The 19,307-nt window shown below is 59.0% G+C and carries 15 protein-coding genes, 1 pseudogene and 1 riboswitch; of the genes and pseudogenes, 9 read left to right on the forward strand and 7 right to left on the reverse strand.

Annotated features, from left to right (window positions below; all coding sequences use genetic code 11):
* Positions 1 to 113: 113 nt before the first annotated feature.
* Complete coding sequence (locus NKI85_RS35040) at positions 114 to 1,349, reverse strand: ATP-grasp domain-containing protein (protein ID WP_352780382.1); 1,236 nt, start codon at positions 1,347 to 1,349, stop codon at positions 114 to 116.
* 1,316 nt (positions 1,350 to 2,665) lie between these two features.
* Here NKI85_RS35040 and NKI85_RS35045 point away from each other — a divergent pair.
* The 5 genes and pseudogenes from NKI85_RS35045 to NKI85_RS35065 all read left to right on the forward strand — a co-directional run bounded on the left by NKI85_RS35045 (position 2,666) and on the right by NKI85_RS35065 (position 7,902).
* The gene (locus NKI85_RS35045; RefSeq protein ID WP_352780402.1) at positions 2,666 to 2,884 is read left to right on the forward strand and encodes a hypothetical protein; all 219 of its coding nucleotides are present in this window, start codon (positions 2,666 to 2,668) and stop codon (positions 2,882 to 2,884) included.
* Positions 2,885 to 2,989: 105 nt separating this feature from the next.
* Positions 2,990 to 3,469 (forward strand): annotated as a pseudogene (locus tag NKI85_RS38095) (IS21 family transposase); the annotation flags it as partial.
* A gap of 1,003 nt (positions 3,470 to 4,472) precedes the next feature.
* Positions 4,473 to 5,816, forward strand: coding sequence for an MATE family efflux transporter (locus tag NKI85_RS35055; protein WP_352780404.1), 1,344 nt, complete (start codon positions 4,473 to 4,475; stop codon positions 5,814 to 5,816).
* 519 nt (positions 5,817 to 6,335) lie between these two features.
* On the forward strand, positions 6,336 to 6,440 hold the full coding sequence (locus tag NKI85_RS35060) for a DUF982 domain-containing protein (protein ID WP_352780386.1): 105 nt from the start codon (positions 6,336 to 6,338) through the stop codon (positions 6,438 to 6,440).
* 406 nt (positions 6,441 to 6,846) lie between these two features.
* Positions 6,847 to 7,902, forward strand: a complete 1,056-nt coding sequence (locus NKI85_RS35065) for a cytochrome-c peroxidase (RefSeq protein WP_352780406.1) — start codon at positions 6,847 to 6,849, stop codon at positions 7,900 to 7,902.
* A gap of 277 nt (positions 7,903 to 8,179) precedes the next feature.
* Here NKI85_RS35065 and NKI85_RS35070 read toward each other — a convergent pair whose 3' ends face one another.
* From NKI85_RS35070 to pdxR, 3 genes are all read right to left on the reverse strand, one after another.
* A complete protein-coding gene (locus NKI85_RS35070) occupies positions 8,180 to 8,509 on the reverse strand; it encodes a helix-turn-helix domain-containing protein (RefSeq protein ID WP_352780388.1) in 330 nt (109 codons plus the stop codon).
* Positions 8,510 to 8,898: 389 nt separating this feature from the next.
* Positions 8,899 to 9,606 carry a B3/B4 domain-containing protein gene (locus NKI85_RS35075; protein ID WP_352780390.1) on the reverse strand — a complete coding sequence of 236 codons (708 nt, stop codon included), beginning with the start codon at positions 9,604 to 9,606 and terminating at the stop codon, positions 8,899 to 8,901.
* A gap of 456 nt (positions 9,607 to 10,062) precedes the next feature.
* Entirely contained in the window at positions 10,063 to 11,559 is a 1,497-nt protein-coding gene (pdxR, locus tag NKI85_RS35080; protein ID WP_502900774.1) for a MocR-like pyridoxine biosynthesis transcription factor PdxR, read from the reverse strand.
* Positions 11,560 to 11,641: 82 nt separating this feature from the next.
* Here pdxR and NKI85_RS35085 point away from each other — a divergent pair, with 82 nt between their 5' ends.
* The 3 genes from NKI85_RS35085 to NKI85_RS35095 are packed head-to-tail and all read left to right on the forward strand — an operon-like array spanning position 11,642 to position 14,079.
* Positions 11,642 to 12,874 carry a trans-sulfuration enzyme family protein gene (locus NKI85_RS35085; RefSeq protein ID WP_352780394.1) on the forward strand — a complete coding sequence of 411 codons (1,233 nt, stop codon included), beginning with the start codon at positions 11,642 to 11,644 and terminating at the stop codon, positions 12,872 to 12,874.
* A 52-nt stretch (positions 12,875 to 12,926) separates the two neighbouring features.
* Positions 12,927 to 13,829, forward strand: a complete 903-nt coding sequence (locus NKI85_RS35090) for a dihydrodipicolinate synthase family protein (RefSeq protein ID WP_352780396.1) — start codon at positions 12,927 to 12,929, stop codon at positions 13,827 to 13,829.
* Between the two features lie 34 nt (positions 13,830 to 13,863).
* Positions 13,864 to 14,079, forward strand: coding sequence for an FMN-binding negative transcriptional regulator (locus NKI85_RS35095; RefSeq protein ID WP_352780398.1), 216 nt, complete (start codon positions 13,864 to 13,866; stop codon positions 14,077 to 14,079).
* 107 nt (positions 14,080 to 14,186) lie between these two features.
* Here NKI85_RS35095 and metE read toward each other — a convergent pair whose 3' ends face one another.
* Positions 14,187 to 16,523, reverse strand: coding sequence for a 5-methyltetrahydropteroyltriglutamate--homocysteine S-methyltransferase (gene metE / locus NKI85_RS35100; RefSeq protein WP_352780408.1), 2,337 nt, complete (start codon positions 16,521 to 16,523; stop codon positions 14,187 to 14,189).
* Between the two features lie 95 nt (positions 16,524 to 16,618).
* Positions 16,619 to 16,819: riboswitch (cobalamin riboswitch) on the reverse strand.
* A gap of 545 nt (positions 16,820 to 17,364) precedes the next feature.
* On the opposite strand from metE, the gene NKI85_RS35105 reads away from it, so the two are divergent.
* On the forward strand, positions 17,365 to 17,619 hold the full coding sequence (locus NKI85_RS35105) for a hypothetical protein (protein WP_352468275.1): 255 nt from the start codon (positions 17,365 to 17,367) through the stop codon (positions 17,617 to 17,619).
* Between the two features lie 317 nt (positions 17,620 to 17,936).
* Here NKI85_RS35105 and NKI85_RS35110 read toward each other — a convergent pair whose 3' ends face one another.
* Both NKI85_RS35110 and NKI85_RS35115 read right to left on the reverse strand, forming a co-directional pair.
* Complete coding sequence (locus NKI85_RS35110) at positions 17,937 to 18,770, reverse strand: helix-turn-helix transcriptional regulator (RefSeq protein ID WP_352780400.1); 834 nt, start codon at positions 18,768 to 18,770, stop codon at positions 17,937 to 17,939.
* Positions 18,771 to 18,830: 60 nt separating this feature from the next.
* Complete coding sequence (locus tag NKI85_RS35115; RefSeq protein WP_352458261.1) at positions 18,831 to 19,082, reverse strand: MFS transporter; 252 nt, start codon at positions 19,080 to 19,082, stop codon at positions 18,831 to 18,833.
* Positions 19,083 to 19,307: the final 225 nt, after the last annotated feature.

Below are 19,307 nucleotides of genomic sequence, written 5' to 3' on the forward strand. Positions count from 1 at the left end.
CCTCGCTTCCGCAGAAGCCTGGATATACGTCGCTCACATTCGCCTGCTCACCCGCAGGCTCGCAAGAAGTTGATATCAAAACACTCTTTTTGATTCAGGCTCTCAGATTTTACCTATTCGCGCGGGGTCGGGAAAGGTATGATCGACCAATGAATCAAATCGACCGCTTGCTGAAGGACTGCCTCGGTCTGAACAAGGCTAGGTGAAGCAGCGATGATATGTCCGAGCAAGTCTCGATAGTCGCTTTTCCTGACAATCGGAGTCTTGGGCTCAACATAGAATTTGACCTCGACGACGCCTGATACGGCAGCCGCCCGCCTGTGGCCATCGATCCAGTCGAGGGTGCCATCGCGATCAGGAACCAGGTACCGCGCGGCCGCAGTTTGCGAATGCCTCTTGCGCAAATTCCATTCGTCGCCGATGACTAGCTTGATGTGTTCCTTAATGAGATCGACGCCGTAGGCCAGATGAGCCAGTTGAGGTGCGGGCGCGCCGGCAAGCCGCGGATTGACTTCAATGACGACCGGGCCACGCTTTGTCCACCGGAATTCAATGCAGGTTGGTCCCCAGCCCAGACCGAGAGCTCGCAAACACCTCAGCGAAAGATCGACAATACGCTCATGCTCGTCGTCAGCGAGCGGGGCCGGATAAGCCAACTTACGAAAGACGAAATACGGTGGGGGGCCGAACTCACCGGCGACAATCTCCAATACCTCATTTCCCATTGTGTCAGCATAATAAAAACGGCCTTGTGCGAATTCTTCGATCAGTATCCTCGGCGAAGACCGCCATATGTGCTTCCCGCCCAACAGATAGGTCGTATGTTCGGCTAACTCTTGGACGTTTCGGCACAAACGGACACCGATGCTGCCGCTGCCTATGGCCGGCTTAACAATCACCGGCAGGCCGATTTCCGCTGCAGAAATCTCTACCTCCCCCGCATTCGCTGCCAGGCGATAAGCAGGTATTGGAACGCCGGCCTCCGCAAGGAGCTGGCGTTGAGTGAATTTGTCGCAGCATCGTTCGATCGATGTGGGGTTCGGTCCCGGGAGATCCAAATGCCTGCAGAGCTTGCCAACTGTCGCATAGACTGACTCATCGTCGCCCGCAAAGCCAGTAATGCCAGCAATGTTATGAGTCGCACGTAGCCGGGAACATTCGCGGATCAGCGCATCGAGATTGTCTGTATCGACACGGATTGCCTCAATTCCTTCTGTTGCAAGATAGTCGTACCGAGCTGGATCCGCCGACAGAGTGATTGGATGAAGACCAAGACGCTGAGCCGCCTCGATGTATCGCGGACCATTACCTCTATGACCTTCAATCAGGATGAGAACTCTTCGTGCCATTGGTACTTAACCCCGATGTTGCTGCGCGGCGGTGCGAACGCAAATTTAGATAAGTTCTTGTAGCCGCGTATTGCTCAGACCTGCCGCGAACGTACCATTGGCAGCGATTTGTCTTGCAAAGGTTTTGTGAATTTATTTGAAGTATCGGTTACAAGCGACTGAAACAGTCCCCGAGGCCTCATGTCCTCGGTGCCAGTGTGCACCTCATCAGTGGTACCGCTCCCGGCCATCGATTCAGCACTGGGCATGTTCAAACACTTTTACAAAAAGTTAATCCCTATCATTTCCCCGAATGATATTCTCAGTGCAGGTTTCGGAGCATAGTTTCTTGGGAGCAAAGATCTTTGCCGGAGGCCGCGGTGATTGCTGCGAACGATGGTCAATCGACCGGTAGCCGCCTCGGGGAGGAGAAACACCTCTTCAGGGTAATGTGGCGCATTGGGCGGCTCGCTCTTTCGGCATCGCAGGATCTGAGGCGCCGGAGTGCTTAACTCTTTAAAGGTTGGGCGCGAGGCGGTGATGGTGTTCGATCGGGGAATTCGGATGGTCCATGATAGTCAGAGATTCTCTTCGCGATCCGACGGCCAGTTGGCGCGAGCGACATTCCGAAAGCCGACGGAGAATGCTGCAGCCGATGTGTGGGATATCATCGCGCTCTGTCCGCAACTTGACCGCAACTCGCTTTCCCGCAAGCGCCTGCTCTGCACTGATTTCGCCGTCAACTGCGTCCTCGTAGAGCGTGGCGGCGCGGCAATTGGCTGTCGGTCGGCCTACCGTCGGCCGACCGATCCCTCCACGCTCTTCCTGTGGCGGATTGCTGTGCATCTTGAGGTACGCAACGCAGGCCCAAGCGAGGAATTGATCCTCTCAGCCCTGAACAGGCCATCTTGCGACGGCGTGGTTTGTTCTTCGCAGCTATGGCTCGGGATCTGCGCGCGCCAATCCGGCAGGCTGTGCGCTTCGACCGCGACATCCAGTTTAAGGGACAGCATGAGAGCGAGTTCACGCCATCGGTCCCATCGAACGCTCCATCAGCCCTGCGGGCATGCCCGCAGACCTGCCAAGCAAATACGCAAATAAGGAGGCAACGATGACTGACCGAAGTGCGCCGGATGGTGGGACCGAATTCGCGATTTTCCACCATCTCGAGTCTGAAGTGCGCAGCTACGCCCGCAGCTTTCCCGTCGTTTTCGCAACGGCACGGGGGCTGAGCTGTTTTCGCGCGATGGGACAGCCTATCTCGATTTTCTCATGGGCTGCTCAAGTCTAAACTATGGGCACACCCCCCTGAGCTGTCAGCTAAGGGTCGTGGTATGATGCGGGGCATCGATCTGAAGTCTGGCGAGGTTGCCGGGCAGGTTATCAGCACCGCCTTCCAGAGGGGCCTTATTGTCGAGACCTCTGGTCCCAAAGACGAGATTGTGAAGTGCTTGCCACCTCTCGTCATTGGGGAGGATCAGCTTAGCCAAGGCCTCGACATCCTTGAGGACGCTATCGATAGCGTGATGGGCAGCGCAGTGAACACGGCAGCTTGAGAGGTGATGATAATCGTCAGGGATCTCATGAGGAGAAACTGACAGCCCGACGTGTCGAAACGTCGAGTTGCGAAAACGTGCGGTTGCTCCTGAAGAGGGATGGGATGGGATGGGCTCCTCCTTCCATACCACCAGGATCCAGCTGGCGGTGCGTTTCTCCTCCCCAGCAGGACGACCATCGAAATCTTCGACCACCTTAATGGCGAAGCGCATCCCGTGAAGCTGTTCGTCGCAGCGATGGGCGCCTCGAACTTTACCTACGCCGAGGCGTGCCCGAGCGAGTGCCTGCCCGACTGGATCGGCGTGCACACGAACCTGTTCATCTTTCTGGGCGGCGTGCCGAATTTCCTAGACTAGTGCCCGACAATCTCGGGGCAGTGGTCACCAACCCGATCGCTACGATCCCGGTCTCAACCGGACCTACGCCGAGATGGCGCGCCATTTCGGTACCACGGTGCTCGCGGCGAGGCCGCGACGCCCGAAGGACGAGGTAAAAAGGTGGAGGTCGCCGTGCGAATTGCCCAGTGCTGCGTCCTGCCTCCTAGACAATGCAGACGCTTTGTCTCGTCGAGAGATACATCCAGCCAAGGGAGTGTTTTCGGAATTGTGTCTGCACGCCTGCGGCGTCGCAATCGGCCCGCCATCGAGGGAGCGATCCTACGTTCACAAATTCGTAGATCGCTCACTGAGTTACCCGGTCTGCGAACGTCGCAAAGTAGATGCTTCAGAAGTCGCCGCCCACGTATTCCTCCTCGCCGCTACTCAGGGCGTCGCAGAGAGGCTGCTTGTTGGTTGGCTCGTCCCTGAACGACAAGGCACGCAACACGGCCGCTGGCTCCTTCATCCTCGTACATTGCCGCCTCACCATAGCGCCCCGAGCCGGATTCAGCCTGTGCAATAAAAACTTAAAATAAAATTGCAGAATTTTTGTGAACAAAGCTCGTTGGCGGTGGTAAGTTCACAGCAGAATCCGAGATCGCACAAGGCCAGGAAGTGAATGTGAATACACAATCAGGTACCTGCATTAGCGTAGGTATTGAGGGGAAAGTCGCAAGAGATGTCTCGCTCTATAAAAGGCTGCATAGTTCTACTTCATGGTGCGATCAACATTCTGCGGGCCGTCAAAGCGGACCCAGCGTCCTAGTCTTTATCCAATTACCCGGTCGACTGATCCGGCCCTGTACGACTATCTCGCGGTAGCGGGAATTGTGGCAATCCGTGTCGATAAAGACGATGTCGATGCGCTGATCCGCGAATGTTCCCCGCCATGGGCGACCTATAACTTTGCTGGGACTGCCACCGATGACGACGCGGTCGGGCCGGCCACGTCCGCCAAAAGAAGTGCTCCGTCGTCGCCAAATCGCGGCATTCAGCAAGCCAGAACTCCGCCGTTTCGCCAACGCTGTGGGTGATGGGATGCAGATAGATCCACCGGCCATGAGCCTTGCAAGAGACTTCGTTCGATGAGGCATCTGCCCGTGGTGTGATCGACCGAAATGCCTCGCTCAGCCATCTCTTCGAGGCCGCGCAGTCTGTGTGCCATCCCGCTGGCAAACAAGAGGTCGCAACAGATCCAGTAGGAGTCGACGTGCAACGGAAAGCGCCACCCCTCGGCTCCAAGCCATTCCAGGTCACCAACCGGCAGGTCCTGGCGATCGCCATTCCCATGGCGCTCGCATCCCTCACTACCCCGCTGATCGGCTTCGTCGACACGATCGTGATCGGCCAAATCGGGGATGCCAGGTTGATTGGAGGTCTTGCAGCCGGGGGCGTAGTTTTCGACGTCATCTTAACGAGTTTTAGTTTTCTGCTCTCCGGTACGACCGGATTCGTCGCCCAAGCTTTCGGGAGGGGCGATGGTCTGGAAGCAAGGGCAGTCCTATGGCGGGCAATTGTTATCGCAGCGGGTTCAGGTTTGGCATTGGTCCTGCTCGCCCCGCTGATTGCCCTGATTGGCGAATGGTTTATGAACGCGGACCAGCCTGTGACCACCGCGATGGACCTCTACATCCGCATCCGCCTAATCTCGGCGCCTGCCTGCCTTATCAACTTTGCGATTCTCGGCTACTTTCTGGGCTGCGGCAATGCAGTCCTCGGACTTCTCCTGCAGCTTCTCCTCAACGGGGTGAGTACCGCGTCATCCATCTTCCTGGGTCTTTACCTCGGGTGGGGCGTTGCAGGCGTCGCCTGGGGAACTGTGTGTGGAGAGGCCGCCGCCACGATGGCCGGCATCACCATCCTCTTGGGGCGCTTCCGCGCGATGCCAAAGGTGTCGCGCCAGCACACGTTCAACATGGCGGCAGTGAGGCAAATGCTTCACCTAAACGGCGACATGATGATCCGTTCCTTCGTGCTGACGGGAGCATACGTCCTGTTCGCGCGGCAGGGCGTCCAATTTGGCACGTTGACCTTGGCCGCCAACGCGGTGCTAATGCATTTTGTCATGGTCGCGTGTTATTTCCTCGAGGGGTTCGCGGCGGCCGCGCAGCAACTAGCTGGTCGGGCCCTCGGAGCCCGTGATCAGCGGGCGTTCTTGCGCACCGTCAAGCTGACTGCAGGCTGGGGGTTCGCGCTTGCTGGCCTTCCCAGCGTCTTAGTCTTCACGTTCGGCGAACAGTTATTGGGTGCCATAACGAAGACAGTGGACGTGCGGGCGGAGGCGGTTGTCTATCTTCCTTGGGCGGCGTTGGGGAGCTTGAGCGGCGCGCTAGCCATGCAGATGAACGCCGTCTTCATTGGCGCCACCTGGTCGCGCGACATACGCAATATGATGCTCATATCTTTCGCCACCTTTATCGCTGCTTTGTTCGCGCTCGGGCCGATCTTCGGCAACCACGGGCTCTGGGCTGCCCTTCACATCTTTCTGCTTGTGCGTGGCATAAGCTTACTGTCGGTCATGCGGCGCCGTGTCCGCTCTGCATTCGCGGGATGATTCTCGATCGGCTACTTAGCAATGTCGGAGCTTGTTTGCAGGGTAGCTGGATTGGGCGCATGGGAGGGTCGGTGCGCTGCGGATCGGCGGCGATACAGCGGAGTTCGAGGCCAGTTTGCGTTCGGAGGTTGCGCGGCAATCTCAAACACTTAGAGTATAACACCTGTGCTGGCCAGGTTTGCGGGACCTGTGACGTGAACCCGGTTTGCTAAGGCCCTCGAGCTTCTTGATGGTGGTGATCAGCACCACTGCTCGATCAGGGGTGAGCCAATAATCGGTGATTGCCCAATAAGATGGCTCGCTCTTGCAGCAGGATGTAGGAATCGGCCCGCTGGTAAACCGAGGGCGTCACGCCGCCGCTTTGCTATTGAACCGCCATCGCTGTGACAACACATTCTGCAATGGTCGGCGGGCGTAGAGAAGCGCATGTTCACGCCACTAGCGGTTCAGCAGGTCGGGAGGAACGCATGAGCTCAGGGACTTTGAGCAGCCATTTTCGTAAGGCGTGCAGCGCACATCGTGCAAGAGATTGCCAGTCCCGCGGATGCTATCGATTTTCTCGACGAATGGCCAGAAGATCGCAGAGACCGGATCTACGAAGCCGCCGTCAGAGATCCGCGATAGTGTCTTGTAGCACCTTTGCGGGACGATCTTATTTCGACTGTAGATGGCCGTTTCGGGTGAGCAAAATTACACGAATTTCAAAGGGCGCCCGAGTAGCTGTTTTGATTGGCTTGTGAGGCCTATAGCCTCCCCAAACCGAATCTGACACGGTGGCGGACCCGATTTCTTCATGGTAGAAGGCGCAGAGAGAACCGGAGCACGGCTCCGGCGCTGCCGCTTGCCGAGCAGCGATCCTCCGCCTCCCTGAAATCCAATCGAGAAGAGCGTTCACTTCCGAGACGGTCCCATCTCTGCCGCGAAAACAGGTGTCAGACCACCCAGTCCTCTCCCGCAACTGATCTAGCGCAGGGCGTTCATGGGCTGCGTATCCCAGAGTGGCTGCGTGGACGACGCAGGGAGATCATTTATGAAAATCCTATTCAGTACGATGGCTGTCCCTTTGCTGGCAGCCACCGCTTTTGCTGCGGATTCGATCCCCACAGACCTCAGAGAAACGGCACTGGCCACCTTCAGGGCTTTGCCATCCACCACGCCGGCAGTCGCCAACAACCCGATCACCCCGGAAAAGATCGCTCTCGGCAAGGCACTGTTCTTCGATCCACGCGTTTCTGCGTCAGGCGTCTTGTCGTGCAACTCGTGCCACAACTTGGCCACCGGCGGCGACGACAATCATGAAACCTCGATCGGCCATGGTTGGCAGAAGGGACAGCGCAACGCGCCGACTGTACTGAACGCTGTCTTCAACATCGCCCAGTTCTGGGATGGTCGTGCCGCAGACCTGAAGGCTCAGGCGAAGGGACCGGTCCAAGCCGGCATCGAAATGGCCAATACACCGGGCCAAGTCGTCGCCACGCTCAAGTCCATGCCGCAATATGTCGAGTGGTTCGATGCAGCTTTTCCGGCTGAAGCCGATCGGGTCACCTTCGACAACTTCGCCAAGGCAATCGAAGCCTTCGAGGCGACACTGGTCACGCCGGCCCCCTTCGACAGCTTCCTGAATGGTGATGAGCTTGCCATGACTTCCGAACAGAAACAGGGCCTGGCGCTTTTCATGGACAAAGGCTGCTCGTCCTGCCATGCCGGCATCAACGTTGGTGGGGAAGCCTATTACCCATTCGGCCTCGTGGAACAGCCCAGCGCCGAGGTCCTGCCGGAAAAAGACAAGGGCCGATTTGCGGTCACCAATGCAGCCGACGATTCCTATGTCTTCCGCGTGGCGCCGCTGCGCAACGTTGCACTCAACGCGCCATACTTTCATTCGGGCAAGGTTTGGGATCTGAAACAGGCCGTTGCCATCATGGGAACCACCCAGCTTGGCGTGGTACTGGCGGACGAAGAAGTCGACCTGCTTGTTGCCTTCCTCAACTCGCTGACCGGAAAGGCACCCGAGGTCGCCTATCCCATCTTACCCGCCGAAACGGCGACAACACCCCGGCCTATAACGCAGATCTTAGGAAAATAAACGGCCAGCTGACTGCGGAACATCGCAATTGACAATGATTGCGACTTTTACTGGACGAGACGAGTCGCGACGTCCATGAGAACGCAAATGGCTCGTTTCCAAAGTGCAGACACTGCTTCCGTCACCAGCTCGTTGCGATGGAAACATGTTTGGGATCTGGCGTGCGACATGCCAAGGAACGCGTCTGACGCATGAGGCTCGCGCGCTGTCGATACCGCGCGGCGGCCGGCCATCGCGCTGGCGGCCGAATTGCCGCGCGCCGAAGTGATCGGCCCCCTTAGGGCGAAGGGGCAGCCACTCCGTCCTCCATGTCCAGCGATTCTTCGACTGCTTCCGGATTCCGGGCGATGGTCCAAAAGAGAGTATTCGCCGCTGCATCCGGTTTCGAGCGACCTTGCTCCCAGTTTCGAAGCGTTGCCAGATCGAGGCCATACCTCACGGAGAATGCCTCCTGAGAGAGCTTCGTGCGATCCCGGACTTCGCGAACACTTATCGGCCGCGGCGCATGAACCTTCGCCATCACGCCTGCGGACGACAGTTCATTCTTCAGTGCCAATAGGTCGTCGACGCAAGGAACCGTCACGAACGCCTTGCCGTGATCGACCATCTCCGTGAGTATCGCGTGGGCTGTCCTGAGCGGCAGCTGTCTCTTAACGAGAATCCGGGCGGCCTCAGGAGTATTCGCGCCGTGAAGAAAACTGAGGCTCAGTCGGACGGGAGAGCCTGACGACACCGGGACGACGTCCCGGGTTCGCACCCGTTGTCCGTACCGCTCCATGAATTTCGATTTAGTCGTAACACTGGAGGGCGTCGCGATAAAAGTACGCCAAACAACGCTAAGGGAGAACAAGCAGTGATCTGATTTCGTTCGACGCTCGTTTTCGAGAGCCGTTCTGGGTCGTTCGCAATCAACTGTGTAGGCCAGCGGAGCGAGCAAGGAGCGCCAGATCCGGACAGGGCTGAGTGGGGTGTTTCTCCGAAAGGTGGGGCCATGCCCTAAGGGACACGAGATGTAGTGGACTCGTCGATCCGCGCTGTTTCGATTCGCGCACCCGAGCACAACGCTTGGATAAGTCCCATCAGATGCTCTCCGGTGGCCGTCATCTGTTTAGCTGACATTGGGCCGAGGGCTTCCAGCACGAGCCACATGGCGCGGGTATCGACCGTGACCATGGTGCGCCGCCCCTGCCGCCAGTTCCAGCGGCGGCACGTGACACCGGCATCATCGCACCAGATGACTTCGCCCGGTTCGGGATGCTCGGTTACCATTTCACCTTGCTGGATCGTGTCGAATGGCTCCGCTCCCTTCGCAATTAAAAGTCTCGGGACCCCCTGGTAGAGATCGAGATCCTCCCCGCCAATCGGAACGCCATACAACACGCTGACGGCATTGTAGGCATCAACCAGTGGGGAAATCCGCGGGAGAGAGCCATCTTTCCGCACCCGCTTGAGAAGCGCGGCGGCCGAGCACGGCGTTCGATTGGCCTTTGTGCCGAAAGCCTCGTAGGCAACGGCCCACGCCGCAAGATGCGCGTCCCTTTGGGCGTCATCGCGAAGCGCCGCCTGTTCCGCCGCCGCAATCGTGTCGTTCAACGCCTGTGCATCCGGCACGTCGATTTCAGCGTTCCGCACCACAATGCTGATCAGATGAAAATCCGGGTAGCGGGCCTTGATCTCGGGGTCAATGAATGGCGTGAAAGACATGGGATGCTCTTTTCTCATGGGGAGGCTTTGCGCTGCGGGTCGTTCGGGAAATGTTTGAAGAAAGGTGCTTGTCGAGCGTCCAGATCTTCTGGCATCGGCATGGTGCATGCCGCACCATGCGCTGGATAATCCCATCATTCGGACCGTGGACAAGGCCTGGTAGAGATCGTCGATTATGTCTTGCGGGCGCTCGAGCCCGCTCGGCCGGCAACAAGCTACGCCCCCGCTAGATCCTCCATTTCATAAAAAGGCAGCGGGCGCGATATGGATGTGAAGCAGCTTTCCTTGCCGGTTATGCATCGCTCTCGGAAATTCGTCTCGCACGAATATCTGCCGCCAAACTGGCCTGATCAACAGCACCAGTTGCATGGCGTTTTCCCAGTCCAGTTTGTCTTGCGACAAATGCGGGTAAGCCGAAGGGTCGGTTTCCTCGCCAGCTCGCCACGTCCCCGTGTCTCAGTCACCGTGCCCCGGCAACGCGTCTTGCACCTGCTTGACAACCTCTCGCAGGACCTCAACGCCCTTCTCGATCTGCCGAATGCTCAAGGCGGCATAGCCCATGACAAGCCCGACGCCATCGGTGCGGCCTTCGTCCGATGGCCGTTCGTAGAGCGGCGAGATCAGGTGTAACCCCAAGCCCGCGCGTCGGGCGGCTTCGACCAGTGCCGTTTCCTGCGATCGTGGCAGGTCGTTGAACCAAACGGCGACGTGCAGTCCGGCATCTGCTCCCTGGACAGCGATGCGATCTCCGAAGCTGCGCCGCAAGGCGCGCAACAACGTCTCCCGACGCTCGCCGTTCAGCCTGCGCACGCGGCGCACATGGCTTTCGTAGCCGCCGCTCTCGATCAAAGAGGCCAGCGCCTCCTGTTCAGCCACCGGCGAATGCCGGTCCGCGAATTGTTTGGCGGTTGCGAAGACCTCCTGCAATTCCGGCGGGACGACGAGATAGCCGATACGCAGCATCGGCGAGAGCGTTTTGGAGATCGTGCCGAGGTAGATGACAGCCCCGTGGTCCTCGAGACTGTGCAGCGGAGGGACCGGATTGATGTCGTAGCGATATTCGCTGTCGTAGTCGTCCTCGATCACATAGGCGTTGTTGTGCCGCGCCCATTCCAGAAGCTGATGGCGGCGCGCGATCGGCATGACGCCGCCCAGCAGAAACTGATGCGATGGCGTGACATAGGCCAGTCGCGCCCCGATCCCCGCCAGCAACTCCGTCTTGATCCCGTCCTCGTCGACGGTGACGGGGATGGGCAAGGCACCCGTACTGGCAAAGACCTGACGCGCCATCCTGTAGCACGGGTCCTCGATGACGAAGCGGTCGGCGGGATCGAGAAGCAGGCGAGCGCACAGATCGAGGCCCTGCTGCGAACCGTTGATGATGATGATCTGCTCGAGGTCGCAGCTCAGGGTTCGGGCGCGCCAGAGATAGCCCTGGAGCGCCTGGCGCAGCCGGCGCGAGCCGCGAGGGTCGTCATAGGCAAGACGCAACGGGCGCTGCCCCATCGCCTCGTTCATCGCACGTTTCCAGACCAATGCGGGGAAATCCGACGGCGCCAGGTCGCCATAGCGGAAATCGACCTTCAGTCCAGTCGGCAGATAATCCGGCCAGGGCGGCGTAACGCGCAGTCGTTCGCCATAGGCGGACAGATGAACCGGGCCGACTCGTTTCGCGACGGTGCGGCTCGTCTCAGGACCGATCAGCGAGGATGCAACGCGAGGTCGTGCGCCTTGACGGACTTCGATGAAACCTTCCGCGGTCAGTTGGTCATAGGCGACCGTCACCGTCGTTCGCGAAACCCCAAGGTCATTTGCCAGGCCGCGGGAGGACGGCAGCTGACTACCGGTTTCATAGACGCCGCCGAGGATTTGCTCGCGAAGAGCCTCGTAGATCTGGCGTGCACCCATCGCGTGCGAGCGACCTGCAGAACCGGCACTTGAAGACTGGACCATTTCATTCATTGCTAACTGGATATTTCACATTGGCCAGTTTGCCGTCAATCTTTCGGAAACCCAAGAAAGATCTAGAGGCCGAATGACCCGTTCCTATCAATCCGAAAACGATGCTCTCACGCGGTCGCTCCACGACACCGGTCCCGGATTCGCCACTCGGGCGATCCATCATGGCTACGATCCCGCCGGCTTTTCCAATGCCGTTCAGCCGCCAGTCTTCTTGACCTCGACCTATGGATTCGAAAGCGTGGCAGCGAACGAGGCCGCCGCCGCGCTTGGCGGAAGGCTCTATGCGCGCGAATACAATCCGACGACGGAGATCCTCGAGCAACGGCTCGCCAATCTGGAAGGAGCCGAGGCAGGTCTGGTCGTTGCCTCGGGGATGGCGGCTTTCGGGACGCTGATCCTGTCGCTCCTGTCCCAAGGCGATGAACTCATCGTCCACAGGACGCTTTATGCGAACACGCTTGCCATGGTCGAACAGGCGGTCCCCCGCTTCGGCATCAAGGTCGTCGCGGTCGACCTGTCCGATCCTCACAATCTCGATGCCGCGATCACCGAGCGGACCCGGCTTGTTTTCTTCGAGACGCCGGTGAATCCGCTGAGCCGCATCCTAGACATCGCTGCCATTGCCGAGCGCGCCCACGCGCGCGGTGTAAAGGTTGCAGTCGACAGCACCTTCGCCTCCCCCGCGCTCCAGCGGCCGCTCGAACATGGGGCCGACCTCGTGCTCCACTCGCTGACCAAATACATCAATGGGCACGGCGATGCCCTTGGCGGGGCGATTCTCGGCGACGCGCAAACGCTCCGCACGCTGCACGAAACGGGCCTGCGCTACATCACCGGCGCAGCGCTCTCGCCCATGTCAGCTTTCCTGATCCTGCGCGGTCTGAAGACGTTGACGCTGCGCATGGAACGGCACAGCGCCACGGCCCTTGCGGTGGCTCGGGCGCTCGAAGCGCACCCGGCGGTGGCATTTGTGAGTTATCCCTTCCTCGACTCGCACCCTGATCAGGTGACGGCGCGAAAACAGATGTCCAACGGATCGGGCATGTTGGCCTTTGGCCTCCACGCTGGATACGAAGGAGCGCGCCGGATGATGGACCGGCTCAACCTGATCACTCGCGCCGTCAGCCTCGGCGATGCCGACAGCCTCATCTATCACCCAGCAAGCCTCACCCGTGCCCGGCAGCCGATCCGCAAGGATGCGCATCTGGCCGATGGAGTGGGCGAGGACCTCATGCGTCTCTCGGTGGGTCTTGAAGACGCCGACGACCTAGTCGCGGACCTGCGGCGGGCTCTGGACGCCTTGTGATGACCTGTCGTCCGGCCAGTCCTGCGCTGACGCACAAACCTGGAGCCTTGCCATGGCATTCCTGAGCGGTCTTTCCGCGTTTCCCATCACGCCCGCCGATCGTGACGGCCGCGTCGATACCGTTGCTCTGCGCAGGCTGATTGCTCGGCTTGGCGCCGCTCAGGTCGACTCCATCGGTCTTCTCGGCAGCACCGGCACCTATATGTATCTGTCGCGCGAGGAACGGCGGCGGGCGCTCGCCGAGACCTTGGACGAAATCGCCGGGCGAATGCCGGTCGTGGTGGGTGTGGGCGCGCTGCGCACCGATGAAGCCGTGGGGCTCGCGCAAGACGCCCAGGCCCTTGGAGCTGCTGCGGGTTTGCTTGCCGCCGCCTCCTACACCCCGCTCACTGATGACGAGGTGTTCGAACATTTCTCCACGGTGGCGCGCGAAAGTGGCCTTCCGATCGTCATCTACGACAATCCAGGAACGACGCATTTCCGTTTCACCCCAGCACTCGTCAGCCGCCTGGCAAAGGTGCGGGGGATCGTCGCTATCAAGAATCCGACAGACAAGGGCGATGCGATCAAGAGCCATCTGGCCGACCAGAGGCGCACTATGCCGGAAGGGTTCTCGATCGGCTACAGCGGCGACTGGAACGCCGCAGAGGCCATGATCGCCGGCGCCAACACATGGTACAGCGTCCTCGCCGGCATCCTGCCCGAGGTCTGCGTGAAGATCGTCACGGCGGCGCAACAGGGCGATGCGGCCGAAGCGCGACGGATCGATGCCACGCTTGCGCCGCTCTGGAGCCTCTTCAAGGAGTTCTCGAGCCTTCGCGTCGTCTATGCACTTGCCGAATTGCTCGACATTTGCCGTACCGACCCCCCGCGTCCCATCCTGCCTCTGCCCTCAGCAGCGAAGCGCCAGATCGCCGCCGCGTTGGAACGCTTGCCATCGGATGTCAACCGGTGAACAGCGAACCCGGCGGCCAGTGAAGGAACCTGTCATGTATGTACCCGCGCATTTCGATGAACCGAGCCGAGAAGTCCTTTACGAACTGATCGAACAACGCACTTGGCGTGCTGATAACCATGGCTGGAGCGGTCTCGACGCCAATCACATCCCCTTCGAACTCGACACGTTACAGGGAGAAAACGGTACCCTTTACTCCTGCGCGATTAATACACGTGCCGAAGGAAAGTGCACATTCTCGCTCGAGTGACTTATTTCAAAGGATGTGATCGCGTTTTGGCACATTCACGGCCGACATGCGGCAGCCGGTCACTCACCACATGGTGAGCAACCAGGAAACCCTCCGGCCTCCACTTTCTACCGGAGCGCACGTGCTGCATCGACCATGTTCATGAGGGCAGGGCGGACCTCCTCCCATTTGCGTGTTTTGAGGCCACAGTCCGGGTTTACCCACAGTTGGGAATCCGACAGTCGCTCGCGGGCAAGCATGACGAGATCCGAAATCTCCCCGACTTCCGGGACACGTGGTGAGTGAATGTCGTAGACTCCGGGCCCGATTTCGTTCGGATATTTGGAGCTCGTGAAGGCGTCCAGCAGTTCCATTTTCGAGCGCGACGTCTCAATCGAAATGACATCCGCATCCATTTCAGCGATCGCGTCGATGATCTCGTTGAACTCCGAATAGCACATGTGGGTATGGATTTGAGTCGCGTCCTTTACACCCGTTGAAGCGATCCGGAAGCATTCGACAGCCCAGTCGAGATAGTCGTTCCAATCAGACTGGCGCAGTGGCAATCCTTCGCGAAACGCGGCCTCATCGATCTGGATCATCCTTGCGCCGGACCATTCGAGATCCGTCACTTCGTCGCGGATGGCGAGCGCGATCTGGCGGCATGCTTCGGAGCGCGGTACGTCGTCGCGAACAAAAGACCAGTTGAGAATGGTCACTGGGCCTGTGAGCATTCCCTTCACAGGGTTTTCCGTAAGCGACTGGGCGAATTGCCACCAGCGCAGCGTCATCGGATTGCGCCTCGATACGTCGCCGAAGATGATGGGGGGGCGCACGTAACGCGACCCATAGCTCTGCACCCAGGCATGCTGGGTGAAGGCGAAGCCGGACAGTTGCTCGCCGAAATACTGTACCATGTCGTTTCGTTCGAACTCACCGTGCACCAGCACGTCCAGCCCGATCTCTTCCTGCCAGCGAATTGCAGCTTCGATCTCCTTCTTCAGGAAGGTCTCGTAGTCGACATAGCTCAGCTGGCCCTTCGCATGAGCGGCCCGCGCCCTGCGTACCTGCGGCGTCTGCGGGAAGGACCCGATGGTCGTCGTCGGGAACGGCGGCAGCCCGAGCGTGCCGGCCTGGACTCTGGAGCGCTCGGCAAAAGCGCTCTCTCGTCGCTTCATGCTGTCGTCAATGCTGGCGATCCGTCCCTCAACAAGCGGGTCATGGATCTTCGTGGATGTCACGCGAGTGGCGGCAGCCTCGGCAGACGCTTTCAACGCGCCTGCCACCGCATCCCTGCCTTGAGTCAGGGCCCGGGCCAGCAACACCAACTCGTCGGTCTTCTGGGCCGCGAAGGCGAGCCACGACCTGATGTCCGCGTCGAGTTCGGTCTCCATGCGCAGGTCGATCGGCACGTGCAGCATCGAGCAAGAAGGCGCGATCTCGACGCGGTCCAAGGGCCAGCCGGCGACGATCGGTTTGATGCGGTCGAGAATGGCGGGCAGGTTCGCACGCCAGACGTTGCGGCCATCGATCAAGCCAAGCGAGAGCACCAGATCCTTCGGTGCGAGCCGACCCACGGTTTCCAGTTGCTCGGGAGCGCGCACGAGATCAATATGCAGCCCGGCCAGGGGCAGAGAAACCGCGGTTTCGAGATTGTCTCCCAGCGGCCCGAAATAGGTAGCCAGCATGATCTTCAGCTCGGGCGCGGCTTTCGACAGCTGGCCATAGGCGAATTCGAACGCAGCTCGTTCGTTCGGGTTCAGATCGAGGACAAGCGCTGGCTCATCGATCTGCACCCAGTCGGCTCCAGACAGCTTCAGCCTCTGCAGGAGTTGCTCGTAGACGGGCAGCAGCCGCGGCAGGAGCGCGATGGGATCGAATCCTTCGGCAGGCGATTTCGCCAGCTTGAGGAAGGTGATCGGTCCAAGGATGACTGGGCGTGTGTGAACGCCGAGAGCTTTAGCCTCGATGAAGTAATCGACCGGTTTCGTCGACGAGAGGGCGAACGTCTGATCATCGTTGAGTTCCGGCACAATGTAGTGATAGTTGGTGTCAAACCACTTGGTCATTTCCATCGCGGTTACATCAGACCGATGAGCCGCCTGCTGGTGACCAGCGTGTCGACAATCCTCCGTCTGACCCTGGTTGCCCCGCGCCATTGCGAAGTAGATGTCAAGTGGAACCTCGCCGCTATTCCAGCCGTAACGGGATGGAACGGCGCCGACCATGGCTGCGGTGTCGAGCACATGGTCGTAGAGCGAGAAGTCGTTCGACGGGATTTTCGACACGCCGCGATCGTGCTGCTCCTCCCAGCTAGCGGCACGGAGCGCCTTCGCGGTCGTGAGAAGGTCGGCAGCGGACGATTTTCCGGACCAGTAGCTTTCAAGCGCGAATTTCAGTTCTCGCCGACGACCGAAGCGGGGCACGCCGAGCGTTGCTACAGGAATTTGCTGAGAGACAGTCATGCCAGACCCCGATGGTTGGGGCGTCGGTGACAAGGAAGGCGCTAGCAGGCCGGCACGAACGCCAGGCTGCAGCGGCCACCGAGACACCCCGCCCGTGGACGTAATTCGCCGTGGCAGGTCTCCTGGCTCGCGGGGTCATAGCCTCTACCCGTCTTCCCAAGGCTATTCGCCTCAGTGACATGAGTGGGGTTGGCTCGCCGCTAACAGTTGCGGGGGCAGCGCCGGCATCGCACCGGCTTCCCTCTTAGCTCCGCTGCGGCAGCGCCGTACGGAGAACCACGACGCGGGAGACAATTACAGCAGTTCGCTTCTTTGTCAACGCCGCATAAAGAAATGTTTATGTCGTTATATTAAATTCCGTTGGCATGTTCCAAAGGTCGCCTCGAAAGCGAAAACTGTGGAAGCCTTGAGCGGCCGGTAAATCAAAGCAATGACGCACGGCGCCCTTGTCCAGGAGGATAGGAGTTCGTCGGCTGCCGGCAGCAAACATACCGGCAAGCGCCATGGTGCTGCTTAGCGCATCATGCGAACCACCTCGGCGTCGAACTTCGGCTCCGAGGTTCCGACCGCTTCGTCGCTCGCGACCATATTCGGCTCAATGGCGAGGCTGTTGCCCATGTGGAAGCTGTTGGCCGTGATGCCCTCGGTGATATGACACAACGATTTCGGGGGAGCACACCGAGGCCAGGCGCAGCGGCGTGTTGCGAAGTGATCGACGCCAATGTCTCGAACTGCTTGTTCGCAGCCCACCGGCTCAAGGTAACCCGGCTCAAACCACCGGGCCAGCTCAAGTCCTGTCCAAATGAGGCCTGAGCGGCAAATCGTCGTGCACGCGCACGGTTTGGCGTTCGATCTTGTGATGCGTCTTGGGCGGACAATCGCCACGGTGCAGCGCGCAGAAGCGGTCCCCAATTGGGAAGCCGAGGGCGGTGAGGGCAAGCCAGCGCCACAGGCGGAAGGGGACTTGGACCTGTTTGCCCTGCTGGACCACAAGTTCGCGACACAGGGCCTCAAGGAGAAGACCAAGAGTGATTATGCGCGGGACCTCGCCAAATTCATCAAAAGCAGCGGGCAGTCAAAGTTCGGCGCCGATTGACATGGAGATAGCCATCGCGGCGGACCGCCCAGGCGGACCGCAAGCCGGAATACAACCGGGTGCAGGCGGCCAAGCTCGTCCACAAGATGGCGTCGGGCACACACCGGCGATGGGAGAGCGGACCGTGGAGTGCAGGAACTTCACGCCTATCCACGCTCCCGTGGACGTGTCCTGCGGCACATCGGCAGCGATATTGAGGAGGCAGTTGAGCTTCTGGTCGAGCACTCTTACCTGCCACTACCTACGCTTAACGTCATCTCGTACTGAAAACGCACCACGCAAGGTCGAGATGTAACATGCGCCCTTCGTGGATGGTTCTAAGCTTCCTCGGGCGCGGTCAATCTGTGATAACGGTCGCTTGGAACCTCCATCACCGCGACGCGATCAAGGTTGGCGTATCGCGCTCGGTGGTAACCTTCTTCCTCCACTTCGGCGAAACTACACTGGGGAACGTCAAAGGTCGCAGCTTCCAATCCGAAGAAAGTCGTAGCGGTTTCTTCATCCAAGAAGTTCCACTCATCTTCTCCGTCGTCATATGTGACGCGAACATAGGAGGCCATGCGCACGGCTTCCTGATCACCCATCTCTGCGATGATGGCATCGCATTCTTTCTTCAGCTTTCCTGAAACCTCACCCTTATCCCAGTCATCCAAAGCCCGATAGATTTCTGGATGATAATACTCTGGCATCTCCTCTACATCGTCACCGATAAGCTCAATGGTGCGGACATATTGCGGATTTATCAAGAGTATTTTGTTGTCAAGGCTCCAACAATACAGCCATGGCCTGCTTGTGTTATTTCTACGCAGATTATGAAGTTCCTTCAACTGACGTAAAATCGATTCACGCGCCTTTTCATCGATAGGATATTGGCGGCTGCCAACAGTCGTCTTGATTCTGAGCGTGCCGTATCGCGTTTCGGCATCGGCAATTGCAAACGGGCTCGTGCGCCACTCCTCGACATCAATCTTCCAGCCCAGCAGCTCCTCGACCGTGCATTTCAACGTGAGACAAAGGTCCTTGATCTGCTCGACGTTCAACTGCGTTTTGCCTGTTTCCCACCGGGCCACAGTCTGTTGCGTCGTTGCCATCTGCTCTGCCAAATCTTTTTGAGTCATGCCCAGTCGAACCCTAAGCTCTTTCATGTTCATAACTCACCTCGCGTGTTCAACACACGCATTGGATGAATTAATCTAACACGTCAAGCGTGTTCAAAAATCGCAGCATGTGTTTTTAGGGCGTCTTCGAGGCTCCGGCAGCCGTTCGTGACCACTTGCGCAAGACACAGGGCTGGTACACAGCACGAATGGGCGATCAAAAATTACTGCTGCGATGCTCGTCATCAGCCAAGCTGCCGCCGCACCTTCCACTAGGGTGCCAAGGTTCGAAATGAGTGCAGCCGACCATAGCGAACGGAAGGTCTTGTGCTCAAAAGGAACGAGTGAAGATGTTCTCTTCGCCATTGTGGGAAGCCTCGGGATTGACCGCGGGGCTGGATTTGTTTCGCCTCATTCAACCATGGCCTCGCCGTACAAGCCAAGCTGCCACAGTGCGCGCCTGCTAACCCAGAAAACTTGGCGGCCTTAGAGCCTGAATCAAAAAGAGTGTTTTGATATCAACTTCTTGCGAGCCTGCGGGTGAGCAGGCGAATGTGAGCGACGTATATCCAGGCTTCTGCGGAAGCGAGG

This window comes from Mesorhizobium sp. M0571, assembly GCF_040320985.1.
GTDB lineage: Bacteria > Pseudomonadota > Alphaproteobacteria > Rhizobiales > Rhizobiaceae > Mesorhizobium.